The following is a 22,536-nucleotide window of genomic DNA, read 5'->3' on the forward strand; positions in this document are numbered from 1 at the left end:
CATAGAAAAATATTGACATTTTTATATAAAAACTTACATAGATTTTAACTTTCATAGAATAAGACGTACAACTGTCAAAAAAAGTTTCACCTATTAAAACATTTATTAAAAGCTATCTAAATCATGCAGAATATGTTAATATATAAGATGTTTACTCACGATAAAATATAAGAATCAAAGAGGGATTAGAAATGAAACTTGCTGTAGCAGGAACAGGATATGTTGGTTTATCCAATGCGGTATTGTTATCACAACATCATCAAGTGATGGCTTATGATATTGTAGAGGAAAAGGTCAATCAAATTAATAACAATCAATCACCGATTATTGATGAAGAAATACAAGAATATTTAGAAAATAAACATTTGAATTTAGTAGCGACGAACAACGCAGAAAAGGCATTCCAAGATAAGGATTTTATCATCATCTCAACGCCGACCAATTATGATCCGGACAAAAATTATTTCGACACAAGTACGGTCGAAGCGGTGATTGATCAAGTATTGTCGATCAATTCAGATGCAACAATGGTGATTAAATCTACGATTCCTGTCGGTTATACATTGGAATTGCGTGAGAAGTTCCAAACCGATAATATTATTTTTTCACCGGAGTTTTTACGTGAAGGAAAAGCTTTATATGATAACCTTTATCCTTCTCGAATCATTGTCGGCGAACAGTCTGAACGGGCACAAACATTTGCGAACCTTTTGGCAGAGGGTGCCATTAAAGAAGATATTCCGATCCTCTTCACCGATTCAACAGAAGCAGAAGCGATTAAATTGTTTGCCAATACGTATTTAGCTATGCGCGTTGCGTTTTTTAATGAATTGGATACGTATGCTGAAGTAAGAGGGCTTAACACCAAACAAATTATTGAAGGTGTTGGTTTAGATCCTCGAATTGGCACACACTATAATAACCCGTCATTCGGCTATGGTGGTTATTGCTTACCGAAAGATACGAAGCAACTATTAGCGAACTATGAAGATGTACCGAATAATATTATGGCAGCGATTGTGGACGCGAACCGTACCCGGAAAGATCATGTCGCTGCGAGTATTTTGGCAAAAGACCCTGATGTTGTCGGTATTTACCGGCTGACAATGAAAACAGATTCGGATAACTTTCGACAATCGGCGATACAGGGTGTCATGAAGCGGCTGAAAGCAAAAGGTGTCGAAGTGATTGTATATGAGCCTGCGTTAACAGATGAAACTTTTTATAATTCTCGTGTCGTTGGTGACTTTGAAGAGTTTAAATCGATCGCTGACGTCATTGTTGCTAATCGTCTGACAGATGACTTACAACCTGTGAAAGACAAAGTTTATACGAGAGATCTGTTTAGTAGAGACTAAAGGAAGAGTGCTCCAATCGTGAGCATTTTTCTATCTACCGACGAATACACTGAAGAGGATACGAATTTTTTATAGAGTAGATGGTTAGACTTGTTAAGAAATTTATGTTAAATCGGTTGGTAATATGTTAAAATTTATAAACGGTCAACCTTATCGTTAAGTAGGTGCTTAGTATGTATAATATTATGGAGTTAGTCATCGCATTTATCATTTCTTCAATGGTTGCGTTTGGCTCAACACCACTCGTCAAAAAATTAGCAATTAAATTAAATGCAGTTGATATACCAGATGAAGATCGGAAGCAACATGAGGAGATTAAAGCAAGCCTTGGGGGCATATCGATTGTAATCGGTGTTGCAGCGGGGCTCTTTTATCTTCAACCAGAGCATCCGCATATGTTAGAACTAATCATCGGTGGTTTAATTATCTTTGCGACCGGATTGATAGATGACTTAATTGGCTTAAAAGCATACCAGAAACTTATTGGACAAGTTGGAGCAGCTCTTGTAGTTGCCTCGTCTGGTTTGATGATTGATAAATTAACAATGCCGTTTCTCGGTACTGTTCATTTTGATAATTTCGCCTTTATTCTAACGATTCTCTGGGTCGTTGGTGTGAGCAATGCGATCAATTTAATTGATGGCTTAGATGGCCTTGCTGCAGGTGTTTCAGCAATTGGTCTTACCAGTATTTTAATTATCGCAATCACGGATTATCGCATGATTGTCGTGTACTTAGGGATTATATTAGTCGGCAGTTGTCTAGGGTTTTTATACCACAATTTTTACCCGGCAAGAATTTTCATGGGAGATACCGGCGCATTATTCTTAGGGTATTCGATTGCTGTGATTTCCATGCTTGGTTTATTTAAAAATGTGGCCTTATTTAGTTTTATAATCCCGATTATTGTAATTGCGGTGCCTATTTTTGATACGATGTTTGCGATTATCCGACGCATGATCAATCGTCAAAGTATCGGAAAGGCCGATCACAAACATATTCATCACCAATTGGTTGAAATGGGATATAGCCACAGCACAGCCGTTTTAATCATTTATGCGTTTAGCGCATTTTTTGGTATGATGGCAATTATCTTTAATAGTGCCACAATGCTTACTTCACTAATCATTATTGCTTTTATTATTTTAGGGATTCAAATTATTGCCGAGTTGTCCGGTATTGTATTTAATGGTCAAAAACCGATTTTAACTAGCTTGAAGAAACTTGTTGGCAAAAATCAAAGAATATAGCGCAAGCAAAAGTCAGTGCAAACTGGCTTTTTTTTATGTTGGTTAAGGGGTGATTCGTGTAATTTTGGTCTCATGGGTGATAATTCTGTCGTGAGTTGAAGAATTTACATTTTACACACCTCTTTCGCTACCGGATTGATTATAGGGGTGAAAGGAGGTGAGCGATATGGCCGTTACAGAAAGAACGAATTCGCGTCTCCAGCTTGTGTTTGAAAACGGCGTTGATCCAGTGTCTGGTGACACCGTTTATGCCACACGTTCATTCAACAATGTCAAACTGGACGCGACTGCTGATCAATTGTTTGCCATCACCGAGGTCTTAACACCACTTCAAAACCGCACGCTGAACAAAATCGAGCGTGATGATACGGAATTAATCATGGCGGATGAGTAATCGCTGGCCTGTAATCGAGTGAAAAGGAGGTGATTGTTGTGAAAAAGATTGAGTTGAAATTCGAAAATGAAGAAGGTCATACAGTCAACGTGTCGCTGGATGATCCAGTGGAACCAGTTGATACAGCAGCGGTGAACGAGGCGATGGATACGATCTTAGCTCAGAATGCATTTTTCTCTTCAGGTGGCGAACTTGTAGGCAAGAAAAGCGCCCGCATCGTTGAACGAAATGTAACTCCAATTGAATTATAATGGAAGTGAGGGAGTTTGCTATACGCAAACTCCTTGGAGGTGAATGAAATGGATGAAACGTGGATGTCGTTTATCAAAGATTTGGGCTTTCCGATCGCGGTGACTTTTTATTTATTACACCGCATCGAAACCAAGTTAAATCGATTAATCGAATCCATCGTCGCCTTACCTGAAAAAATGAAATAACGTAAGTGCGTCACGCGGGAATTCCGTGCGTCAGGCTAGAATTATGTGCGTCACGCCAGAATCCCGCACGTCACACCAGAATTCCGTGCGTCAGGCTAGAATTATGTGCGTCACACCAGAATTCCGTGTGTCACGCCAGAATCTCCCGCGCCACACCAGAATCCCGCATGTCACACCAGAATTACGCACGCCACACCAGAATCGCACGCGCAGACATCACAACCACCCTCTATCCAAACAAACCTCAGCTAACCACTTGCGTTAGCTGAGGTCATTAAAGAAGGCAGTCAGACGGTTGGTTCAAAGGTTTGGCAATCGGTCTCTTTCACATCGTTTGCCTGTTTCCCGTTATGGCTCACGATATAAATGTTCTCGGCAATACAGCGATTACCCTCTTTCCAGTACTTACAATTGTTAACCTCACACATGACATCTTTCGCCATCCTACCCACCTCCTATAGCATTATTTTTTCACGTAGCGCTCTCCTTATGTCTGGTGTTTCGTGGTAATTTTCGTTCGATATCGTTCACGCGCCTCTGCTACAAGTTCGATCCCTTTTAAAAAATACACAGCAGCTCCCTTATAATTGCGTTTGTTATGATACGATTGGCCGATGAATTTATAGCAATCGAATCGGGCAGGATAATTTCCCGTCTTCTCATAAAAAGGGATGATTTCTTTTTCAATATGGTCAATTGAAGCGCGCCCGTTGATATTGTATTTCAACATTTCCAAATGATAGCGATACGTTTGATTCTTTTGTATCGTTAACCCTGATTCTACATAATCTAAAGCATGTTCATACTTACCCATTTCAAAATAGATCGTGGCCACATGATACACGGAAATAATCCGTTTCTCTTGTCGACGCTCCAATTGAATGGCATCACGTAGATGTTGAAGCGCTGGTTGTACCTTATTTTGTTGAAATTGCGCTATCGCTAATCTTCGCAGGAACAAAATTTTATACATGCTTAATCGCGGATCGTTAGGAAATTGATAAATCAGTGAGGCCAATGCCTTTTCAGCGTTTTCGTGATTTTTTCGTAGAATATCATTAGCAGAGAGTACTAAGAAGCAGAAGTACGTAGGAATGAAGTTGTAATCTTCCCGATATAGCCTCATGGCGTAGCGGGCATGATCGGTTGAATTGTGCGTCATTTCCATATGATATTGTAAAAAAGCAAGCAGCAAATTAATTTCGGGATCGTTTTCGTAGAAGTGGTTGTCCAAATCGATCGCACGCTTTAAATAGTGGAAGGCTTTTAAGTATTCGTGTGTTTTCAAATAGTACAGGCCGATCCATTTCAAACATTGGAATGAATCTTCCTTCACTAGCAGCGTAGCCAATGATTCCATCGAAACAAGCTTTAGGTTCGCTTCTTCCATGTCGTTCATGAGTAATACATGGCGAAATCGATAAAGGGAATAGAGATGATTGACATAATGTGAATGAGATGTGGGGAACATCTTCTCTAAGCGTTTCGCGATCGATTCAGCTTGATCTAAGTACATTTTGTCTAGTGCGTCTTTCCAAGTCGACAATTCTTGCTTCAATTGTTCATCCGTCTGATAAATGGTTGAAAGTTCCTTGACGTGTAAAGCTTCTGCCAGTTGATCCAACAATTCTTGTGTCGGCGTGTGTTTCCCTGCTTCGACTTTACTAATCTGAGAATGCGAGCAATTGACTTTTCCAGCTAAATGCTTTTGCGACCAGCCTAATGCTTTGCGGTAGTCGCGAATGATATGTCCGATCTCATACAAATCTTTCCCATCCTTTCCAATTTTATTACAATAAAATAATTCGATAGGAAATGACAGATTCCTGCCTATTTTTAGAAATTTATCGGAATTTGTTCATTTTTATCCAACCTTCAACGACAAATCCGACCATCACGACCACTAAAAGGATGAGAAACGTCTTCATTCCAATCATCGGCACGACAAAAATAAGCCACGGCACAAACACGATGAATCCGAAAATCATCATAAAGAAAAAAGAAAAGATGTCACGCATGTTGATCCCTCCTTATATCATACGCTATGACAGATGCCTTGTTTTGGTGCGTTTGTTTTGAGTGGTGGTGATAAATGTGTTTATAATAGAGTGGTAAAAAAATAGACAGGGGGAAATCTATTATGGCTAACATAAATGTACAAGATTACCGAAAAGCGGATTACGCAATTGATGATATGTTTTTACAACGTTGGTCGCCGCGTGCATTTTCGGATGAAGAGATTGACGAAGAAACGCTCATGAGTGTATTGGAAGCAGCACGCTGGGCACCATCTGGTAGCAATAAACAACCGTGGCATTTTGTCATCGCACGTAATCAGGAGGATCGCGAGCGCTTCCAATCTTTTATTATGGATGGAAATCGTGTGTGGTGTGACAAAGCACCTGCTTACGTACTCATTCTATCCGACCGTGAAGCAGGCGGTTCGCACGCATTCGACGCTGGCACTGCTTGGGGCTTCCTTTCTCTTCAAGCGATGAAAAAAGGATTGATCACACACGCAATGGGTGGCTTCCATAAAGATCAAGCACGCGAGGAATTAGGCATTCCAGAAAAATATGATGTGCACGCTGTGATTGCGATCGGTTATCAAGATGAGATGGAAAAACTCGATGAACAACTCCAAGAGCGTGAAAAACCATCTGACCGCCGCAAACTCGCCGACAGCCTCACCGAAGGCACCTTCAAAGAATAACATCCTCCCCCGCGAGGATGTTTATTTAGTGTGGAGCGTCAGGCTAGAATCCGGTACGCCACGCCAGAATCCCGCACGTCAGGCTAGAAATCCGCGCGTCACGCCAGAATTCCGCACGTCAGGCGAGAATCCTGTGCGTCACGTTAGAATGTTGAGCGTCACGCTAGAATTCCGCACCTCACGCCAGAATCTCGTGCGTCACGCTAGAATATCGCACGCCACGCCAGAATTCCGCGCGTCAGGCTAGAATTCCGTGCGCCACGCTAGAATCTCGCACGCCAACACACCACACGCATAATCCACCCTCATTTCCCTTTTTCCATAAAATAAACGCTCCCTTTCGTCGAGCCATCACGCGCTAACATATCACTACTATTCATGAGCGTCCATGCCGTATGTGACTTCTCAATCTGCAAAAAACGCCGACAATCCATATTCGTCATTTGATCACTAACAAAATAAAAATAATCAATAAACGCTTCAATATGCGCATCCCTCGAACGACAACCGCAATGCTTGCATTTCCAGATATACCGCGACCGTTGCATCCCCAGCCGCTGACACGAAGGGCAAGCCGTACCACACAAAATATCATCTGCATCCACTTGAAAATCAATCCGCGGCTCACAATGCGCTTCCATCAATCGCTCACCGATCTGCACCACCTCGCGCATACTCAATCGTTCGCGACGATACTTCTCATAAAAGGTAAGAATCGTCGACTTTAATCGTTTAAAATGCATAATCTTTTGATGAACCCACTGACTACTTTCATCAGCATGAACACTCGCACGCGCATCAGCCAACCCCACCAAATAAAAAATCGGATAATTCGACACACGTATCCATTTTTGTAACTGATCACGCTGCTCTTTGGCTTGATGAATCGGGTCGTCCATCGGATACTTCTCATAATGGAAATTGTTCGCATTTTGGGTAAAAGTGAAGCGGTCGTTCTGACTTTTGACTTCGATAATGCAACCGAATGAGGGCGTAAGAAGTAAGCAGTCGATTTGAAAATGGGAGCCATCAGAAGCGGGTAAGCGGAGATCATGAAGAATGACCATCTTCCTAATGTCGGCATTGATGCGCCGAATGTAGTAGGGCAAGGCAGCCTCAGCTTCGTAGCCTTTTTCAAGATTGTTCAGCTCTTGCAACAACCGTTTGCGATGCGGGCTCTGCTTTTTCAGCCGTGATAACAGCCGCCGCAGATAGTATAACCGCTTTGGCACGGTGAGTTTTTTGATAATCATGATTTCACCTCCTTTTCATACGCTACATATATTCGACAATTTTGGGTAAATTCCTTCTTGTAAGAAAAAGGTCGTGAAAATTCCTGTTTTGTAGAGGATCTGGCAGTGTGGGGTGCGATAATTCTAGCGTGGTGGGTGAGATTCTGGCCTGGCGCGCGGAATTCTGGCGTGACGCACGGAATTCTGGCCTCACGCACAGGATTCTGGCCTGACGCGCGGAATTCTGGCCTGACGTACGGAATTCTAGCGTGACGCACAACCGACTCATAAACAAAAATTTAAACATTTCTAACTAGTTTAATGACAATTTATGTAATTAAACGGTAAAAAAGTATGAATTTCCGCTTTATTCCAATGATTTTCTTGTCAAAATAAGGCGAAAAAGGTATTATAATCATAGTGCAAAAATTCCATACAAGAGATAACTAATCGAAAGCTTAGCCTACTGTATAATCCAAAAGGGCTAATTCTATCTCGCTAGAATTAGCCCTTCAATGTATAAAAATGAGTGCAAACATCATGACCAACCTCCCTGGATATCTCATTACGAAAGGAACATTTCAAAGGAGGAATTAATAGAATTATGAGAATTGCTGTTATGAAAGAACCATCTGTGTACAGAGAAGGACTAGTCGGCGTGCTTCGGAGTGCATTTCCAAGATATGAAACAGTCGTTATGAATCCGCAAGAAGAAGAGAAATTGTCGAAATATATTGTTGATTTGCTCGTTGTCGATATCGACTCACATCACGACACCATACCACTTATCCAACACTATGCAGACCAAGGGAAAAAAATCATCGTCTGGACAGAAAACTTACAACACCCAGGTTTAGTCGATCTATTTCGACTCCAGTTACAAGGTTACTTTTTCAATGGAATGGAGAAAGACGAACTTGTACATGCCATCCAGAAGATCTTGATCGGCCAACCATATGTGCATGAAGAACTATCATCCGTTTTATTAGGTACTTATCGAGAAATCAATAATCTGAAAGAAACTCGTCCGGTAGGCGTGTTTACAAATCGTGAGTGGGAAATCATGGGGCTACTTACCAAAGGATATAACAATGAAAAAATTGGCACGAAACTATACATAACTGAAAAAACCGTCAAGAACCATGTTAGCTCCATTCTAAAAAAACTAGGAGTTCCAGATCGAACCAACGCCGTACTTACCGCACTACGAAATCGCTGGTTCACCATTTCTTAAAGTAAAGTTCCTCATTACAGGTGCTTTACTTTTTTTCTTTTATTATTTTTTTGAAAAGCTTATCACAAACTTAATAGATTATGTTATAATTTCTTTTGTGCTTACTGCTTACATACTCAATCTATTTCGGGGGTAAAACGAGTTATGGAAGAAACAATTTCACTGAAAGAAATATTTGAAGTATTAAAAAAACGAATCGCATTAATCATTCTTTTAACGATAGGAGCTGCAATCGTAAGTGCAGTTGTTAGTTTCTGGATCATCACACCAACTTACGAATCATCGACACAATTCATTGTCAATCAAGACTCAGGCGAACAAGAAACGGTGAATTTAAATGAAATTCGTTCCAATGTAGAAATTATCAATACCTATAATGATATTATTACAAGTAATCGAATTCTAGACCAAGTAGTGGAAGAAGTGAATTTAACAATTTCACCAGGAGCTCTTGCAGAAAAAATAACGGTATCAAGCACCGATAGTTCACAAGTCGTAACATTAACGGCAAACGATACTGATCCAGATGTGGCAACAGAAATCGCCAATACAACGGTCCAAATCTTTCAAAATGATTTGCCTGAATTAATGAACGTCAATAACGTCAACATTCTCACCGAAGCAACGGTTTCGAGTAACCCAACACCTGTGAGCCCGAAGCCGATGCTTAATATTGCGATTGCGATTGTGCTTGGCTTAATGATCGGTGTCGGACTCGCCTTCTTACTTGAATATATGGACAACACGATTGAATCAGAAACCGATGTCGAAGAACGTATGGAATTGCCGATTCTTGGCGTCGTGTCCCATATTGATGAAAAAGACATGTTAAAAACATCCATGAATCAACCGTCAGCGCAAGGATCGTCAGCGCAAGGATCAGGATCAATGGCTAGAAAAGGGGAGAGAGCACATGGTTAAACGAAAGAAAAAAGCAAACCAATCAACAGCTCGTCACTTAATTACAAAACTGAATCCTCGCTCGCCAATATCGGAACAATACAAGACGATTCGTACCAATATCCAGTTCTCATCAGTTGATGGCGAATTACGTAAAATGTTTGTCACATCATCAGGTCCATCAGAAGGGAAGTCATCAACCACAGCGAATTTAGCCATCGTGTTTGCGCAACAAGGAAAAAAAGTGTTGCTCATCGACGCCGATATGCGTAAACCGACATTGCATTATACATTTCGTGTGGACAACCGTCGCGGGTTAAGCAGTGTGTTAGTTGGTGAATTATCATTAGATGAGTCCATCAAACATAGTGACGTCTCTAATTTAGATGTTCTTACGTGTGGTCCGATTCCGCCGAACCCGTCTGAACTTCTTGGTTCAAAATCGATGGAAATTGTGACAGAACAGGCTCTAGAACAATACGATATGGTCATTTTCGATACACCGCCAGTCCTTGCGGTAACCGATGCACAAATTCTTTCAAATCTTTGTGATGGTGCCGTCCTCGTTGTTCGCAGTAACCAGACAGAATACGACGCAGCCACGAAGGCAAAAGAATTACTAGAAGTAGGGGACGCGAAATTATTAGGCGTTGTGCTTAACGACCGTGAATTAAAACGAAGCAATTACTACTATTATTATGGGAATTAACCATATATCTATTACGAACGTAAGAACTCCAGCTTAGACCTACAAGCTGGAGTTTTTTTAGTGCAAGTCACCACATATTCGTTCGATAAACTAAACAGTCCTACCAGAAACATAACCGATATTACCAAAATAACCCATATATAAACCAAAAGTAATGTTCTTAAAATAGAACAAAATCCTTCTCAAGACCTATATATTATGTTATTCTTTAAAAAGAACAATATTAGAAGTAATAAAGAACGGAAAGGAGCTGTTAACGCTATGATCGATATCCATCCGTATATCCTCCCTTTACACGAAAATGGACCGAATCATATGCAAGGTGCTGTAGAGATAGCGCGAGAAGCAGAACGTGACGGTGTTCATACTATCATTGCAGCACCGAAATATCATCCTGATACATCTGAATTCCTCATCAACGATATTCATACAACGGTAGATGGATTGAATGCTAAGCTAAAAGAAGAGAACATTGAAGTGATCATATTAGCAGCAGAGACTATTCGTCTCCATGGTGATCTTCTAGAAGAAGTCGAGCAACATCACGTAACAGCTATTGGAAGTAGTGAGAGTTATGTGCTGATAGATGTACCGAACCATCAACTGCCGATGTATTTTAGTGAAGTGATCTATGATATGCAGTTAAAACAGTACAAGCCTGTGTTCATTCATCCGGAAAAAAATTCACTATTTATCGAAGAACCGAACGCAATATACGATTTTGTCAAAAAAGGTGCCCTTGTCCAAATTAGCGCTACGAGTTTATTAGGGAAAAATGGGCGAAAAATTCAAAAGTTCTCCCGTAGATTACTAGAACATCAACTCGTTCACTTTCTTGGATCTGGAGCAAAAACACCAAATGATTATGCACTTGAAAAAGCGTATCAATATATCACGAAAGAATTTGGTGCTCACCAAAGTGAACAACTGCAATTGAATGTAAAGAATATGTTAAGAGGGGAAACGGTCATTAGTGATGAACCCGTACGATTACGTAAGAAAAAATTGTTTGGTATCATTTAACTTTATTTAACAAATAAATTATACCCCAGCCTGTTTCCTTCCTGGTAGATTCCTGTTATAATTATGATAGATTTGTGACGAAAGTAATGGAATGGACAATGATAAGAACGATCATTGTTCATTCTTGAAAAAGGGGATGAATCATCTGTGATCGATATACATTGTCACATACTACCAGGTGTAGATGATGGCTCGAAGCATATGGAGCAAAGTGTCGAAATGGCGAAAACTGCCGTATCAGAGGGAATCCGCACGATTATTGCGACGCCTCATCATAAGAACGGCACGTATGATAATTATAAATTCGAGATCATTGAAGCCGTTCAACAATTAAATACGCGTTTGCAAGAAGAGAATGTACCATTAACGGTTCTTCCAGGACAAGAAACGCGGATTTACGGAGAAATGATCCAAGGAATTGAAGACAATGAATTGTTACCACTGAACGAGACCAGTGGATATTTGTTTGTAGAGCTTCCATCCAATCATGTCCCGCGTTACACGAAACAGTTAATGTACGATTTGCAAATGCAAGAGATCAAACCGATCATTGTTCATCCAGAACGAAACAAAGAAATTATTGAGAACCCAGATACATTATATGAATTAGTGAAACATGGCACCCTTACACAAGTAACCGCAGCGAGCCTTGCGGGGAAATTCGGCAAGAAAATTAAGAAATTTAGCACGCAATTAATCGATGCGAACTTAACGCATTTTATTGCATCCGATGCGCATAATACAACTACAAGAGGATTTGTCATGCAGGAAGCATATCGTATACTGAAAGATGAATTCGATGCTTCATTAGCTTACTGGTTCATGGAAAATACACAATACTTAGTGAATGGTGACTTTGTTGTCGGTGATCAACCCGACCGCATTAAACGAAAGAAATTTATGGGAATCTTTTAGTTGAAAAGTCCTAATATTTATTATAAAATGTAAAATTGTTGAATGTTTTCGTATATGAAGAATATATTTCATGATGGTGGAGGAATGAGTACGATGAAAAAGGTAAGAAAAGCGATTATCCCAGCAGCTGGTTTAGGGACGAGATTTTTACCAGCAACAAAAGCAATGCCGAAAGAAATGCTTCCAATTGTAGATAAGCCAACGATTCAATATATCATTGAAGAAGCGATTGCGTCAGGCATTGAAGATATTATTATTGTTACAGGAAAAGGGAAACGTGCAATCGAAGACCACTTTGATAACAACTTTGAACTAGAAGATAACTTATACCAAAAAGGGAAACTCGACTTACTAGAAAAGGCACAACAACCAGCCAAAGTCGATATTCACTATATCCGCCAAAAGAACCCGCTTGGCTTAGGACATGCGGTATGGTGTGCGCGTAAGTTTATTGGCGACGAACCATTTGCGGTATTACTCGGTGATGACATCGTTCAATCCGATGACCCGTGCTTGAAACAACTCATCGATCAGTATGAAGAAACAGGCGGATCAATTATCGGTGTGCAGCAAGTCCCTGAGGATGAAACACATCGTTATGGTATTGTCGATCCCAAAGAACAAATCGGTCAGCGTTATTCGGTTAATAAATTCGTAGAAAAACCGGAAAAAGGAACATCACCATCTAACCTAGCCATTATGGGGCGTTATGTACTGTCACCAAAAATCTTTAAATATTTAGACGCACACGAATTTGGCGCAGGTGGCGAAATTCAATTAACCGATGCGATTCAGAAAGTGAACGAATCCCAAAGCGTATTTGCCTATGACTTTGACGGCCGTCGCTTTGACGTTGGTGAAAAATTAGGTTTTATCAAAACAACATTAGAATTTGCACTAGAGAATGAAGAAATTGGGGAAGACGTGAAGGCGTTTATGAAAGAGCTCATGGAGAGTGAAGCGAACGTGTCAAATTAAGATGAAGAGGTGAAGGAATTGACTGTATCGACTTCTAGACAATCAACAGTCACACAACAAACAGTAGTTCAAGAACAATCCATAGTAGTAAATGATTCACCCTTTTATCTATTCATGAAACGGATGATGGATATTTGCTTATCCATCATTGGACTTATTTTATTATCACCTATTTTTATCATTACTGCTATTTTAATTAAAATTGAAGACCCTAAAGGTCCGATACTTTTTAACCAAAATCGCGTTGGAAAGCTAGAGAAACAATTTAAAATGTACAAATTTCGATCGATGGTTTCTAATGCGGAAGAATTAAAATTAAGATTACTAGATCAGAATGAAGCAGAAGGTCCAGTATTTAAAATCAAAGATGACCCTCGAGTAACGAAAGTCGGTCGTTTTATAAGAAAAACGAGTATTGATGAGTTACCTCAATTAATCAATGTACTTAAAGGGCAAATGAGTTTAGTCGGTCCACGCCCACCATTACCCGATGAAGTAGCACAGTATAATACATATGAAAAACAACGGTTATTAGTGAAACCTGGACTTACGTGTTATTGGCAAGTAAGTGGTAGAAGTAATTTAGGGTTTGAAGAGTGGGTGGAGTTGGATGTTAAATATATTGAAGAGCGAAATCTTTTGCTTGATATCAAATTAATATTTAAGACATTTATCGTCTTATTCGGATCCAAAGATGCATATTGAGGAATGATATAAGAATTTAAAAAATATTCATGAAGAGTAACAATAAAATATAAAAGCTTCAATACAACCATTTTGTAATAGAAATTGAAAACTAAGAGATTTTATCTAAATTTGTATTTTATTATAGTAAACTAATTTAAATAATTTATAGTATAAAATAGAACATCATTAAACTAAGGAGTTCTAAATGAGAATAGTTTTTTTAAGTCATACACATAGAAATTCATTATTTAAAGTTGGGAGTTTTCATTTAGCAAAAAAATATGCTGAAATGGGACATGAAGTGTTATTTGTATCAATACCAATATCAATAATAACTATTTTAAAGAATATATTTAACAAAAAGACTTCGAAGCAAAATGATCTTCATAGTAAAATTTCATTAATATTTGGTAGAAAGGATGATGTATATAAAAATATAATTGACTTCATCCCCTTTTCTTTTATCCCATATAGCCGATTACCAATTCTTGATAGTAAATTTGTTGCTCTATTTTGTAGCTCAATCACATTTCCTAGAATAAAGTCAATTTTAAAAAAGTATAACTTTGATTATGCTGATCTGGTTTTTATGGATGAGCCGTCATTCTTATACATGAGAAAGTATATAAAATCTAAAAGATGGGTTTATCGAATTACTGATATTTATAGTCAAATGCCTACAGCTAAAAAAAGCACTTCTAAAATAGAAAAAAATATATCTGAATTTGCTAATACATTCGTAGCTACTTCTAAGCCAGTAGCTGAGTATTTTGAAAATAAATATAATAAAAAGACTAAAGTATTAGAAAATGGTGTGGACTTTGAACATTTTCAAAGTGTTCAAAAAAAACCACAGGAATATAATGAAATGAACAATCCGGTTGCAGTGTATGTCGGAAATGTTGATTCAAGATTTGATTGGGAGTTAATAATTAATTTAGCAGACGGGAATTCACATGTGAATTTTGTGGTTATAGGTCCGGTTTCAATATATATACCAAATACTGACAACCGTAAAAATGTATGGATGTTAGGGCCGAAGACATATGATTTAATCCCTGCATATTTAAAATACGCTGATGTGGGTTTATTGCCTTTGGTACAGGGAAATAGTAACTCTGGTAGAAGTCCAATGAAATTATATGAGTATGGCGCCGCTGGATTGCCAGTAATAGCGACAAGAACCCCAGAACTAACCAGAAGAAATTTGCCTTTTGTATATTTAGCAGATAATTATAAAGAATTTAATCAAAAGCTAAAAAAAGGAATACAAAATAAACAACGTCTTGTTGACATTGCGAAGATAACTTCAAAGGAAAAATCATGGGATAATATAGCAATTGAATTACTCGAAGAATGTACTAAATAACCTATTGAGTAGAGTGTAAAGATTTTCATGAAAGTTTTTGCTCCTCAGAACTTTTTATTTAAATACATAATCGAAAAATCATTGGATAAGAGGGGGAAGCGAAAATTGCAAATTAAAGATACAAAAAAAATATGTGAAGAAATTTGGCATTTAGAAGATAAATATAAACTATTTGATATTCAAATTAATGGAGTTAAATTGTGGGAATTAATTAGACTCCCAGTTTTAAATGAAATAACACGTCAAAGAGAAATATTTGGACAAGCACATACTACCAAAAACTCTCTTTCGTCTAAATTTAAAGCATTACCAACATTTATCTATAATTCGTTAACTAAGAATCCTTTTTTTAGTAACAGGGAAGTTGATGTAATAATTTTTGATCATGAAAGAAAGGTGAGAGTAGATAATAAATATATAGACATTTATACAGATCCTATAATAAAAAAACTTTCAAGTGATAAATACGAAGTTATTGAAGAAGATTATTTAAAGAAACACTGGACTAGCAGAAAGGATAGTTTTAGAAATTATAATGATTTTTATTTTTTTTATACCTTTAAGGATAGAATGCTCCTGAGAGTGAAATTTACAGAGGAAGAAATATTTAAAATCACAAAATTGCAAAAAATTATTAATAACCATTTTAGTGTAAATTTAGACTTATTTAACCAATCCAAAAAAGCTATTAAGGAATTTAAACTAAAATATCGTTATCACTATAATTTATTAAAGATAAGAAAACCAAAAGAAATCTTTCTTGTTGTTTCTTATACCAGACAAGGGTTAGTTAAAGCAGCAAAGGATTTAGGAATATTAGTAAATGAAATACAGCACGGAATAATTTCTCCGTACCATCTAGGTTATAATTATCCAGGGAGTAAAAATCAAGAATATTTCCCAGATGTTCTTTACTTGTTTGGTGAGTATTGGAAAGAAGCATCAAACTTTCCTATAAAAAAAGATAGATTAAAAGTATTAGGTTTTCCTTTTCTATATAATAACATTATAAAGAAAAAAAAATTAATGGAGCATAAAAAACAACAAATTCTCTTTATTTCCCAAGGAACTATAGGTAACAAACTTTCCACTATTGCTTTAGAAACGGCAATAGCTATGAGTGATTACAAAATTGTATATAAATTGCATCCTGGAGAATTTGAGCGTTGGAAAACTACATATCCTGACCTTGTGAGAGCAAACAAACTGGAGAATTTTCAAGTTGTAGATAGTAATGAACGAGACTTACATACTTATTTGGCTGAATCTAAATTTCAAGTAGGAGTATATTCAACTGCAATATATGAGGGATTAGCTTTAAAATGTAATACAATTATTTTGAAAATTCCTGGATATTACTATATGGAGGAATTAATTAAACAAGGCTTTGTTTATTTAGTGGAAGATTCAGACGGACTTATGAACGTAATTAATAATAGCGGTTTTTCAGATATAGATTTGTTTAATTTTTTCGGTTCACCTAACCTTGAATTATATGAGGGGCTAGTAGAATAAAATCATTTTGCTACTGTATTAGATGCTTTAGTGTCACAACCTATATCGAAAGTAAACGTGAGAGGAAATGTATATGTATAATAAGTTGTTATATAATGAAAGAGAATTTAGTTTAGTATTAGTCTTAGTGAACTTAATACCAATAATTTCTTTATCTTTTCCACTAAACGGTTTTCAGTATGGTAATACATTATACCAAATGGGTATTCTATTATTGATAACTATACTATATATAGTTGTATTTTTCCATATATTAAGGCAGTTACTTATACATAGGTTAGTATTAATAATGGCTGCTTTGTTAATATCAGTTATAGGATTAGGAATCTTAAGGGATTTTAATTTTAACTATATTTATTTAGTTTATTTTATTGGAATGATATACCTGCTAAGTTTTCAAGTAGTTAAACTTGAAGTATTATTAAAAATAACTAATAGAATTTATAGTTTATATGTGCTACTTTCCTTTTTGTTGTACTTAGATATCATTAATTTAAACGGAAGGGAACTAAACAATTTTCACTATAATATATTTGGATATAACTTCGAAACATTCATTGGGTATTATGGTTCTACAGCCTCAATTGATTCAATAAGTCTGTTTGTTGCTTTGTTAAACTTATTATTTAATAAAGGCAAATCTAGATGGTTAATAGTTGTAATTACAGTTATTATAAGTATTGGTACTTTACGAGAAACACCATTTGTTGCATTAATCCTGTCCTTATTCTTTATACAATGTATAAAGTATATAGGTAAGTTTATTAAATACTTTATCCCTATGTTTATTTTTATTGCATTTTTTATTCCATATAGTATTATCCAGATTAGTAATAGCGCTTCTATAATCAAAGAGTTTTTTGTAACAATCACTAGTGCAAGAACCCCTATATGGAATCAAATGTTAGACATTTATATTAATTCAAATGTTTATGGGAAATTATTTGGTTTTGGAAATACTGAGTTGTTTAAAATAACACCTTTTGGCAAATACGATATAATTAGTGGATATCAAATGATTGAGGTGATTAATCCACATAATAACTATTTTACTATACTTATACAATATGGCTTATTTGTGTTTTTTGGCTTCTTAATTTTTATAATATATAAATTAAGGAAAATTGATGATTTCAAGTTTCTATTAATTATCTTTTATATATTAATAATTGCAATCACAAACAATCAGATATTTACTTTTCATTTTCCTATATATTTAATTTGGTTAATATTATTATTGAATAATAATATTATTATTAAGAACAAGGGATAGGTGATTTATTTGAAGATTATGATAGATGCCACTAGTTTAGCTCGTACAAAAACTGGAATTGAAGTTTATACAGAAAATTTAGTAAGTGCTTTAATCGATAAGTTAAAAAATCAGGATACTTTATATATTTTATTAAGAAAAGAGGTGCCTGAATGGATAACTGAGATAACGAAAGATAACATTTTTCCTGTTTTAAGTCCAGTAAATTCTCAGATATTATGTGAACAACTATGGATACCTTTAATCAAATTAAAGTATAAACCAGATATAATCCATTTTCCTGCTTTTCCACCTTCAATATTTATAAAACATGATATCTTCTTTACTATGCATGACGCAACGATGTGGAAATTTCCAGAAACACTTTCATATAAAAATAAACTTTATATGAAACCATTGTCGAAGATAGCCCTTAACCGTGCAAAAAAAGTATTAACAGTCTCTCAAACTTCACTTGACGAAATCTCTAAAGCATTTCCTCAAGTTAGCCATAAAATCATAAATACTGGAATATCCATTAAAAACGACTTTCATAAAGTGACTGATAGAGAAAGATTAAATGAAGTGAAAGCAACTTATCATTTGCCAGATAGATTTTTATTAACTGTGGGCAGTATAGAGCCGAGAAAAAATTTACCTTTTTTAATAGAAACATATAATCAATTCCTTAATGATAAAGAAGAAAATAAAAAGATAAAGTTAGTTATTACAGGTAGGAGTGCTTGGGGAAGCAAAGAAATAAAAAATATTATAAAGCAATATAGTCTTGAAAATCAAGTGATCTTTACTGGATATGTGCCCGAAAAAGAGTTAAAGTCTCTTTATAGTTTAACTGAATATTTTGTATTCCCATCAATTTATGAGGGATTTGGTTTGCCGTTATTAGAAGCAATGGCATGCGAGACACCAGTAATAACATCTAATGTCTCTTCATTACCAGAAGTTGCTGGTAATGCCGCTAAATACTTTAATCCGTACGACAAGCAGAGTCTTTTAGAAGTATTATATGAATGTATAGATAATCAGAATTTATCTAAGGACTTATCAAAAAAGGCGCTTCTCAGAAGGGGAGAATTCTCATGGGATTTAGTTGCTGATAAAATATATAAAAATTATCAGAATTCTAGTTCTAAATAAAATATCAGGGTGATGTCATGAAAAAAGTCAGTCTCTTTAATATAAATTTTGATAATTATGATTTTAATGACCTGTCCAAATTTATCGATAACTCTATAAGTAGAGGAGATAATAGATTTATTGTAACCTGTAATGTTGATCACATTATAAAATTAAGAAAAAGTAAAAGTTTTTCAGAAGTATATAGAGCAGCTGATGTAGTAGTTGCTGACGGTGCTCCAATTGTATGGTCATCTAAAATATTAGGTAAACCACTTAAAAGTAAATTATCTGGTTCTGATATTCTACCCATACTAGGTAGTTCTTTTGAAAACAAAAAATACAAAATATTCTTATTAGGTGCTAAAGAAGGAGTTGCCAAAAAGGCATCTGAGAACTTAAAAAAAACCTTTCCTAATATAAATATAGTCGGTTATTACTCTCCGCCAATAGGTTTTGAAGAAAGCTCATATGAAAACGAAAAAATAAAAAAAATGTTAAAAAGAGCTAAACCTGATATATTATTTGTAGCTTTGGGTGCACCAAAGCAAGAATTGTGGATTTATAATAATTATCAAGATTACAATATCCCTATATCTATTGGAGTTGGAGCTACGCTAGATTTTATCGCCGGGAATATAAAACGAGCTCCAGTTTTTATGCAAAAAATAGGTCTTGAATGGTTTTGGCGACTATTGAAAGAACCAAAACGAATGTGGAAACGGTACTTAGTTGAAGACAGTAAATTTATTTACATTTTTATCAAGGAATTACTAAAGAAAAAATAAAAATTAAATATTATAAAAGGGTTTATGCAATGTTTTTTTCGTCAGGACAAACGATTTCTAAAATACTAGATAGTTCAGGTCGCAACTACATTGTCTAAGTGAATAGGATTTAGAAGGAGGATTTACTAATGCGTTTAGTCTTATTGTCGGGGGGATCTGGTAAGCGTTTGTGGCCATTGTCAAATGATACAAGATCCAAACAATTCTTAAAATTGTTAAAAAGCGATGATGATAGCCTCGAATCGATGGCTCAAAGAGTTTGGCGGCAATTAAAGAAAAGCAACTTAGATCAAAATACAGTAATTTCAACTAGTCAAGCACAGTTAGAAATGATTAGAAGTCAATTAGGCGATGTACCAGTTATAACGGAGCAACTAGAGAGATACATTTCCTGCTATTGCTTTAGCAAGTGTTTACCTATACTCGATTCAGCAAATTAGCTTAGATGAGACAGTTGTGATATTACCAGTAGATCCATATGTTGAAGATAGTTTTTTTGAAACAGTTAAAGAAATGGAAAAGGCGCTTAACCAGTCTAATTCAGAATTAGCGTTAATGGGAGTTAAGCCTACTTATCCATCTGAGAAATATGGATACATAGTACCAAAAAAAACTGAAAATAGTGATTTTCAGTTTGTCAATAATTTCAGAGAAAAACCCGACAAAGATACTGCTGAATATTTGATAAAACAAAATGCACTATGGAATTGCGGTGTATTTGCTTTTAAGATGGGATACATTATTGATCTATTAGTGGATAAGGAATTACCCATAAAATATAATGATTTAATAGAGCAATATGAGGATATGAAAAAAACTAGTTTTGACTATGAAGTTGTAGAGAAAACAGAAAACATAGCGGTTATACCTTACAACGGGTACTGGAAAGATTTAGGTACTTGGAATACATTAACTGAAGAAATGTCCAATGATATTATCGGAAATGGGAAAATGGAAGGAAGTATTAACTCTCATATTTTAAATGAAACAAATATTCCAATCACGTTATTAGGACTGGATAATACCGTGGTAGCTGCGAGCTCAACAGGGATATTAGTTTCTGATAAGGAATCTAGTCCTAAAATAAAAGAATATATAGATGATACTTCAGAGCATTTGATGTATGCTGAAGAATTTTGGGGGTCATATTGGATACTAAATCATTCTAAATACGTAGAAGGGACAGAATCTTTAACTAAACAAATCAATTTAACATCAAAACATAATTTACCTTATAAAGTACATTATAATAAAAATAAAGTATGGACTATTGTTCGAGGTGAAGGAACAGTTGTTTTGGATACACATGTACAAGAAGCAAATGAAGGCGATGTTATTCAAATTTCTTTTGGGGTTAAACACGCCATAAGAGCTATTACTAATTTAGAAATAATTGAGGTACAGATAGGTACTGATTTATTAAAAATAGACCCTAGCGAATTGGCATATAACTGGGATGATATCACAGATATCACAAATGGTTTAAAAGTGTATGAGTAAACTTACTATTTTGATTTCAATTTCAAAGATCAAATATAATATCGCACTATCCTAAATATTTTGAGTTAATTGAGAGAGGTTACGGTTTCGATTAAATGAATTGAACCATGCAAGGAATTAAATTTTAGTTAAAGGAGTTCTCATTACAATGAAAAACATATTAATTACTGGAGCAGAGGGGTTTATTGGAAGTCATTTAACCGAAGAGCTAGTAAAAAGAGGAAATAAGGTAAAGGGATTTGTATATTATAATTCATTCAATTCATGGGGATGGTTAGATACATTACCTGAAGAAATTATGAAGGAGGTTGAAGTGTTTACAGGTGATATAAGAGACCCAAATGGAGTCAAAGAGGCAATGAAAGATATAGATGAAGTATATCACCTTGCCGCTTTAATTGCTATACCATTTAGTTATCACTCACCAGATACTTATGTCGATACTAATATTAAAGGTACATTAAATGTACTTCAAGCTGGCCGTGAACTAGATGTATCGCGTTTGTTAATTACATCTACTTCTGAAGTGTATGGAACTGCACAATATGTTCCTATTGATGAACATCATCCATATCAAGGTCAATCCCCATACTCTGCAACTAAAATAGGCGCTGATCGTTTAGCTGAATCGTTCTACAGGAGTTTTGAAACTCCGTTAACAATTGTGCGTCCTTTTAATACATATGGACCTCGTCAATCAGCAAGAGCTGTAATACCTACTATAATTACACAACTTTTGACTGGCAAAGAAGAAATAGAATTAGGGTCATTAACTCCTACTCGGGATTTTAATTATGTGAAAGATACTGTAAATGGATTTATCGAAATTGCTAAATCAAATAAAACAGTAGGAGAAGAAATAAATATTGCGACTCAAAAAGAGATTTCCATAGGCGAATTAGCAGAAGAACTTATTCGACAAATTAATCCAAAAGCTAAAATCGTAACGGATGATCAACGTCTACGTCCCGAAAAAAGTGAAGTCAATAGATTGTTAGGTTCAAATGATAAAATCACATCATTAACGAATTGGAAACCAAATTATACCTTTGAAGAGGGACTAACAGAAACAATTGAATTCTTTAGAAAGAATTTAGAGAAATATAAAACCGATATTTATAATATTTAAGTAAAAGAGGGGTTTT

General features: G+C 35.9%; 23 protein-coding genes and 1 pseudogene. 20 read left to right on the top strand and 4 right to left on the bottom strand.

What is annotated here, in order from left to right; translation table 11 throughout:
- The first annotated feature begins 191 nt into the window (after positions 1-191).
- From J416_RS01815 to J416_RS01835, 5 genes are all read left to right on the top strand, one after another.
- Positions 192-1,358 (top strand): nucleotide sugar dehydrogenase, encoded by a 1,167-nt coding sequence (locus tag J416_RS01815; RefSeq protein ID WP_003463567.1) that lies wholly within the window; start codon positions 192-194, stop codon positions 1,356-1,358.
- A gap of 173 nt (positions 1,359-1,531) precedes the next feature.
- A complete protein-coding gene (locus J416_RS01820; protein ID WP_003463568.1) occupies positions 1,532-2,608 on the top strand; it encodes a glycosyltransferase family 4 protein in 1,077 nt (358 codons plus the stop codon).
- Between the two features lie 166 nt (positions 2,609-2,774).
- On the top strand, positions 2,775-3,002 hold the full coding sequence (locus J416_RS01825) for a DUF1659 domain-containing protein (RefSeq protein ID WP_003463570.1): 228 nt from the start codon (positions 2,775-2,777) through the stop codon (positions 3,000-3,002).
- Between the two features lie 38 nt (positions 3,003-3,040).
- The gene (locus J416_RS01830; protein WP_003463572.1) at positions 3,041-3,253 is read left to right on the top strand and encodes a DUF2922 domain-containing protein; all 213 of its coding nucleotides are present in this window, start codon (positions 3,041-3,043) and stop codon (positions 3,251-3,253) included.
- A gap of 48 nt (positions 3,254-3,301) precedes the next feature.
- Positions 3,302-3,439: a YvrJ family protein gene (locus J416_RS01835; RefSeq protein WP_003463574.1), complete on the top strand. Its 138-nt coding sequence runs from the start codon at positions 3,302-3,304 to the stop codon at positions 3,437-3,439.
- A 287-nt stretch (positions 3,440-3,726) separates the two neighbouring features.
- Here J416_RS01835 and J416_RS15250 read toward each other — a convergent pair whose 3' ends face one another.
- The 3 genes from J416_RS15250 to J416_RS15615 form a co-directional block, all read right to left on the bottom strand.
- Positions 3,727-3,882: a DUF1540 domain-containing protein gene (locus J416_RS15250; protein ID WP_003463577.1), complete on the bottom strand. Its 156-nt coding sequence runs from the start codon at positions 3,880-3,882 to the stop codon at positions 3,727-3,729.
- Between the two features lie 44 nt (positions 3,883-3,926).
- Positions 3,927-5,204, bottom strand: a complete 1,278-nt coding sequence (locus tag J416_RS01840; RefSeq protein ID WP_003463579.1) for a helix-turn-helix domain-containing protein — start codon at positions 5,202-5,204, stop codon at positions 3,927-3,929.
- A gap of 79 nt (positions 5,205-5,283) precedes the next feature.
- Complete coding sequence (locus J416_RS15615; protein ID WP_156809476.1) at positions 5,284-5,457, bottom strand: hypothetical protein; 174 nt, start codon at positions 5,455-5,457, stop codon at positions 5,284-5,286.
- 122 nt (positions 5,458-5,579) lie between these two features.
- On the opposite strand from J416_RS15615, the gene J416_RS01845 reads away from it, so the two are divergent.
- Positions 5,580-6,152, top strand: a complete 573-nt coding sequence (locus J416_RS01845) for a nitroreductase family protein (RefSeq protein WP_003463582.1) — start codon at positions 5,580-5,582, stop codon at positions 6,150-6,152.
- A 305-nt stretch (positions 6,153-6,457) separates the two neighbouring features.
- Here the strand turns inward: J416_RS01845 and J416_RS01850 are convergent, their stop codons facing one another.
- On the bottom strand, positions 6,458-7,405 hold the full coding sequence (locus J416_RS01850) for a nuclease-related domain-containing protein (protein WP_003463595.1): 948 nt from the start codon (positions 7,403-7,405) through the stop codon (positions 6,458-6,460).
- 583 nt (positions 7,406-7,988) lie between these two features.
- On the opposite strand from J416_RS01850, the gene J416_RS01855 reads away from it, so the two are divergent.
- From J416_RS01855 to J416_RS01920, 14 genes and pseudogenes are all read left to right on the top strand, one after another.
- Complete coding sequence (locus tag J416_RS01855) at positions 7,989-8,618, top strand: response regulator transcription factor (RefSeq protein ID WP_003463596.1); 630 nt, start codon at positions 7,989-7,991, stop codon at positions 8,616-8,618.
- A gap of 144 nt (positions 8,619-8,762) precedes the next feature.
- Positions 8,763-9,539, top strand: a complete 777-nt coding sequence (locus J416_RS01860) for a YveK family protein (RefSeq protein WP_003463600.1) — start codon at positions 8,763-8,765, stop codon at positions 9,537-9,539.
- Positions 9,532-10,227: a CpsD/CapB family tyrosine-protein kinase gene (locus tag J416_RS01865; RefSeq protein WP_003463602.1), complete on the top strand. Its 696-nt coding sequence runs from the start codon at positions 9,532-9,534 to the stop codon at positions 10,225-10,227. The genes J416_RS01860 and J416_RS01865 overlap by 8 nt, the downstream gene beginning before the upstream one ends.
- A 261-nt stretch (positions 10,228-10,488) precedes the next feature.
- A complete protein-coding gene (locus J416_RS01870) occupies positions 10,489-11,250 on the top strand; it encodes a tyrosine-protein phosphatase (protein ID WP_003463604.1) in 762 nt (253 codons plus the stop codon).
- Positions 11,251-11,397: 147 nt separating this feature from the next.
- Positions 11,398-12,165 (top strand): tyrosine-protein phosphatase, encoded by a 768-nt coding sequence (locus J416_RS01875; RefSeq protein WP_003463606.1) that lies wholly within the window; start codon positions 11,398-11,400, stop codon positions 12,163-12,165.
- Positions 12,166-12,258: 93 nt separating this feature from the next.
- Complete coding sequence (gene galU / locus J416_RS01880; protein ID WP_003463612.1) at positions 12,259-13,143, top strand: UTP--glucose-1-phosphate uridylyltransferase GalU; 885 nt, start codon at positions 12,259-12,261, stop codon at positions 13,141-13,143.
- 18 nt (positions 13,144-13,161) lie between these two features.
- Positions 13,162-13,848, top strand: a complete 687-nt coding sequence (locus tag J416_RS01885) for a sugar transferase (protein WP_003463614.1) — start codon at positions 13,162-13,164, stop codon at positions 13,846-13,848.
- Between the two features lie 187 nt (positions 13,849-14,035).
- Entirely contained in the window at positions 14,036-15,199 is a 1,164-nt protein-coding gene (locus tag J416_RS01890; RefSeq protein WP_003463616.1) for a glycosyltransferase, read from the top strand.
- Between the two features lie 105 nt (positions 15,200-15,304).
- Positions 15,305-16,714 carry a hypothetical protein gene (locus tag J416_RS01895; RefSeq protein ID WP_003463620.1) on the top strand — a complete coding sequence of 470 codons (1,410 nt, stop codon included), beginning with the start codon at positions 15,305-15,307 and terminating at the stop codon, positions 16,712-16,714.
- A 289-nt stretch (positions 16,715-17,003) separates the two neighbouring features.
- The gene (locus J416_RS01900; protein ID WP_169331755.1) at positions 17,004-17,987 is read left to right on the top strand and encodes an O-antigen ligase family protein; all 984 of its coding nucleotides are present in this window, start codon (positions 17,004-17,006) and stop codon (positions 17,985-17,987) included.
- Between the two features lie 18 nt (positions 17,988-18,005).
- Positions 18,006-19,124 (top strand): glycosyltransferase family 4 protein, encoded by a 1,119-nt coding sequence (locus J416_RS01905; RefSeq protein WP_240407236.1) that lies wholly within the window; start codon positions 18,006-18,008, stop codon positions 19,122-19,124.
- A 17-nt stretch (positions 19,125-19,141) separates the two neighbouring features.
- Complete coding sequence (locus J416_RS01910; protein ID WP_003463632.1) at positions 19,142-19,891, top strand: WecB/TagA/CpsF family glycosyltransferase; 750 nt, start codon at positions 19,142-19,144, stop codon at positions 19,889-19,891.
- A gap of 128 nt (positions 19,892-20,019) precedes the next feature.
- Positions 20,020-21,391 (top strand): annotated as a pseudogene (locus J416_RS01915) (sugar phosphate nucleotidyltransferase).
- 148 nt (positions 21,392-21,539) lie between these two features.
- Positions 21,540-22,520 carry an NAD-dependent 4,6-dehydratase LegB gene (locus J416_RS01920; RefSeq protein ID WP_003463649.1) on the top strand — a complete coding sequence of 327 codons (981 nt, stop codon included), beginning with the start codon at positions 21,540-21,542 and terminating at the stop codon, positions 22,518-22,520.
- Positions 22,521-22,536 lie beyond the last annotated feature (16 nt).

The sequence above is a fragment of the Gracilibacillus halophilus YIM-C55.5 genome, from assembly GCF_000359605.1.
In the GTDB taxonomy this organism is placed as follows: Bacteria; Bacillota; Bacilli; order Bacillales; family Amphibacillaceae; genus Gracilibacillus; species Gracilibacillus halophilus.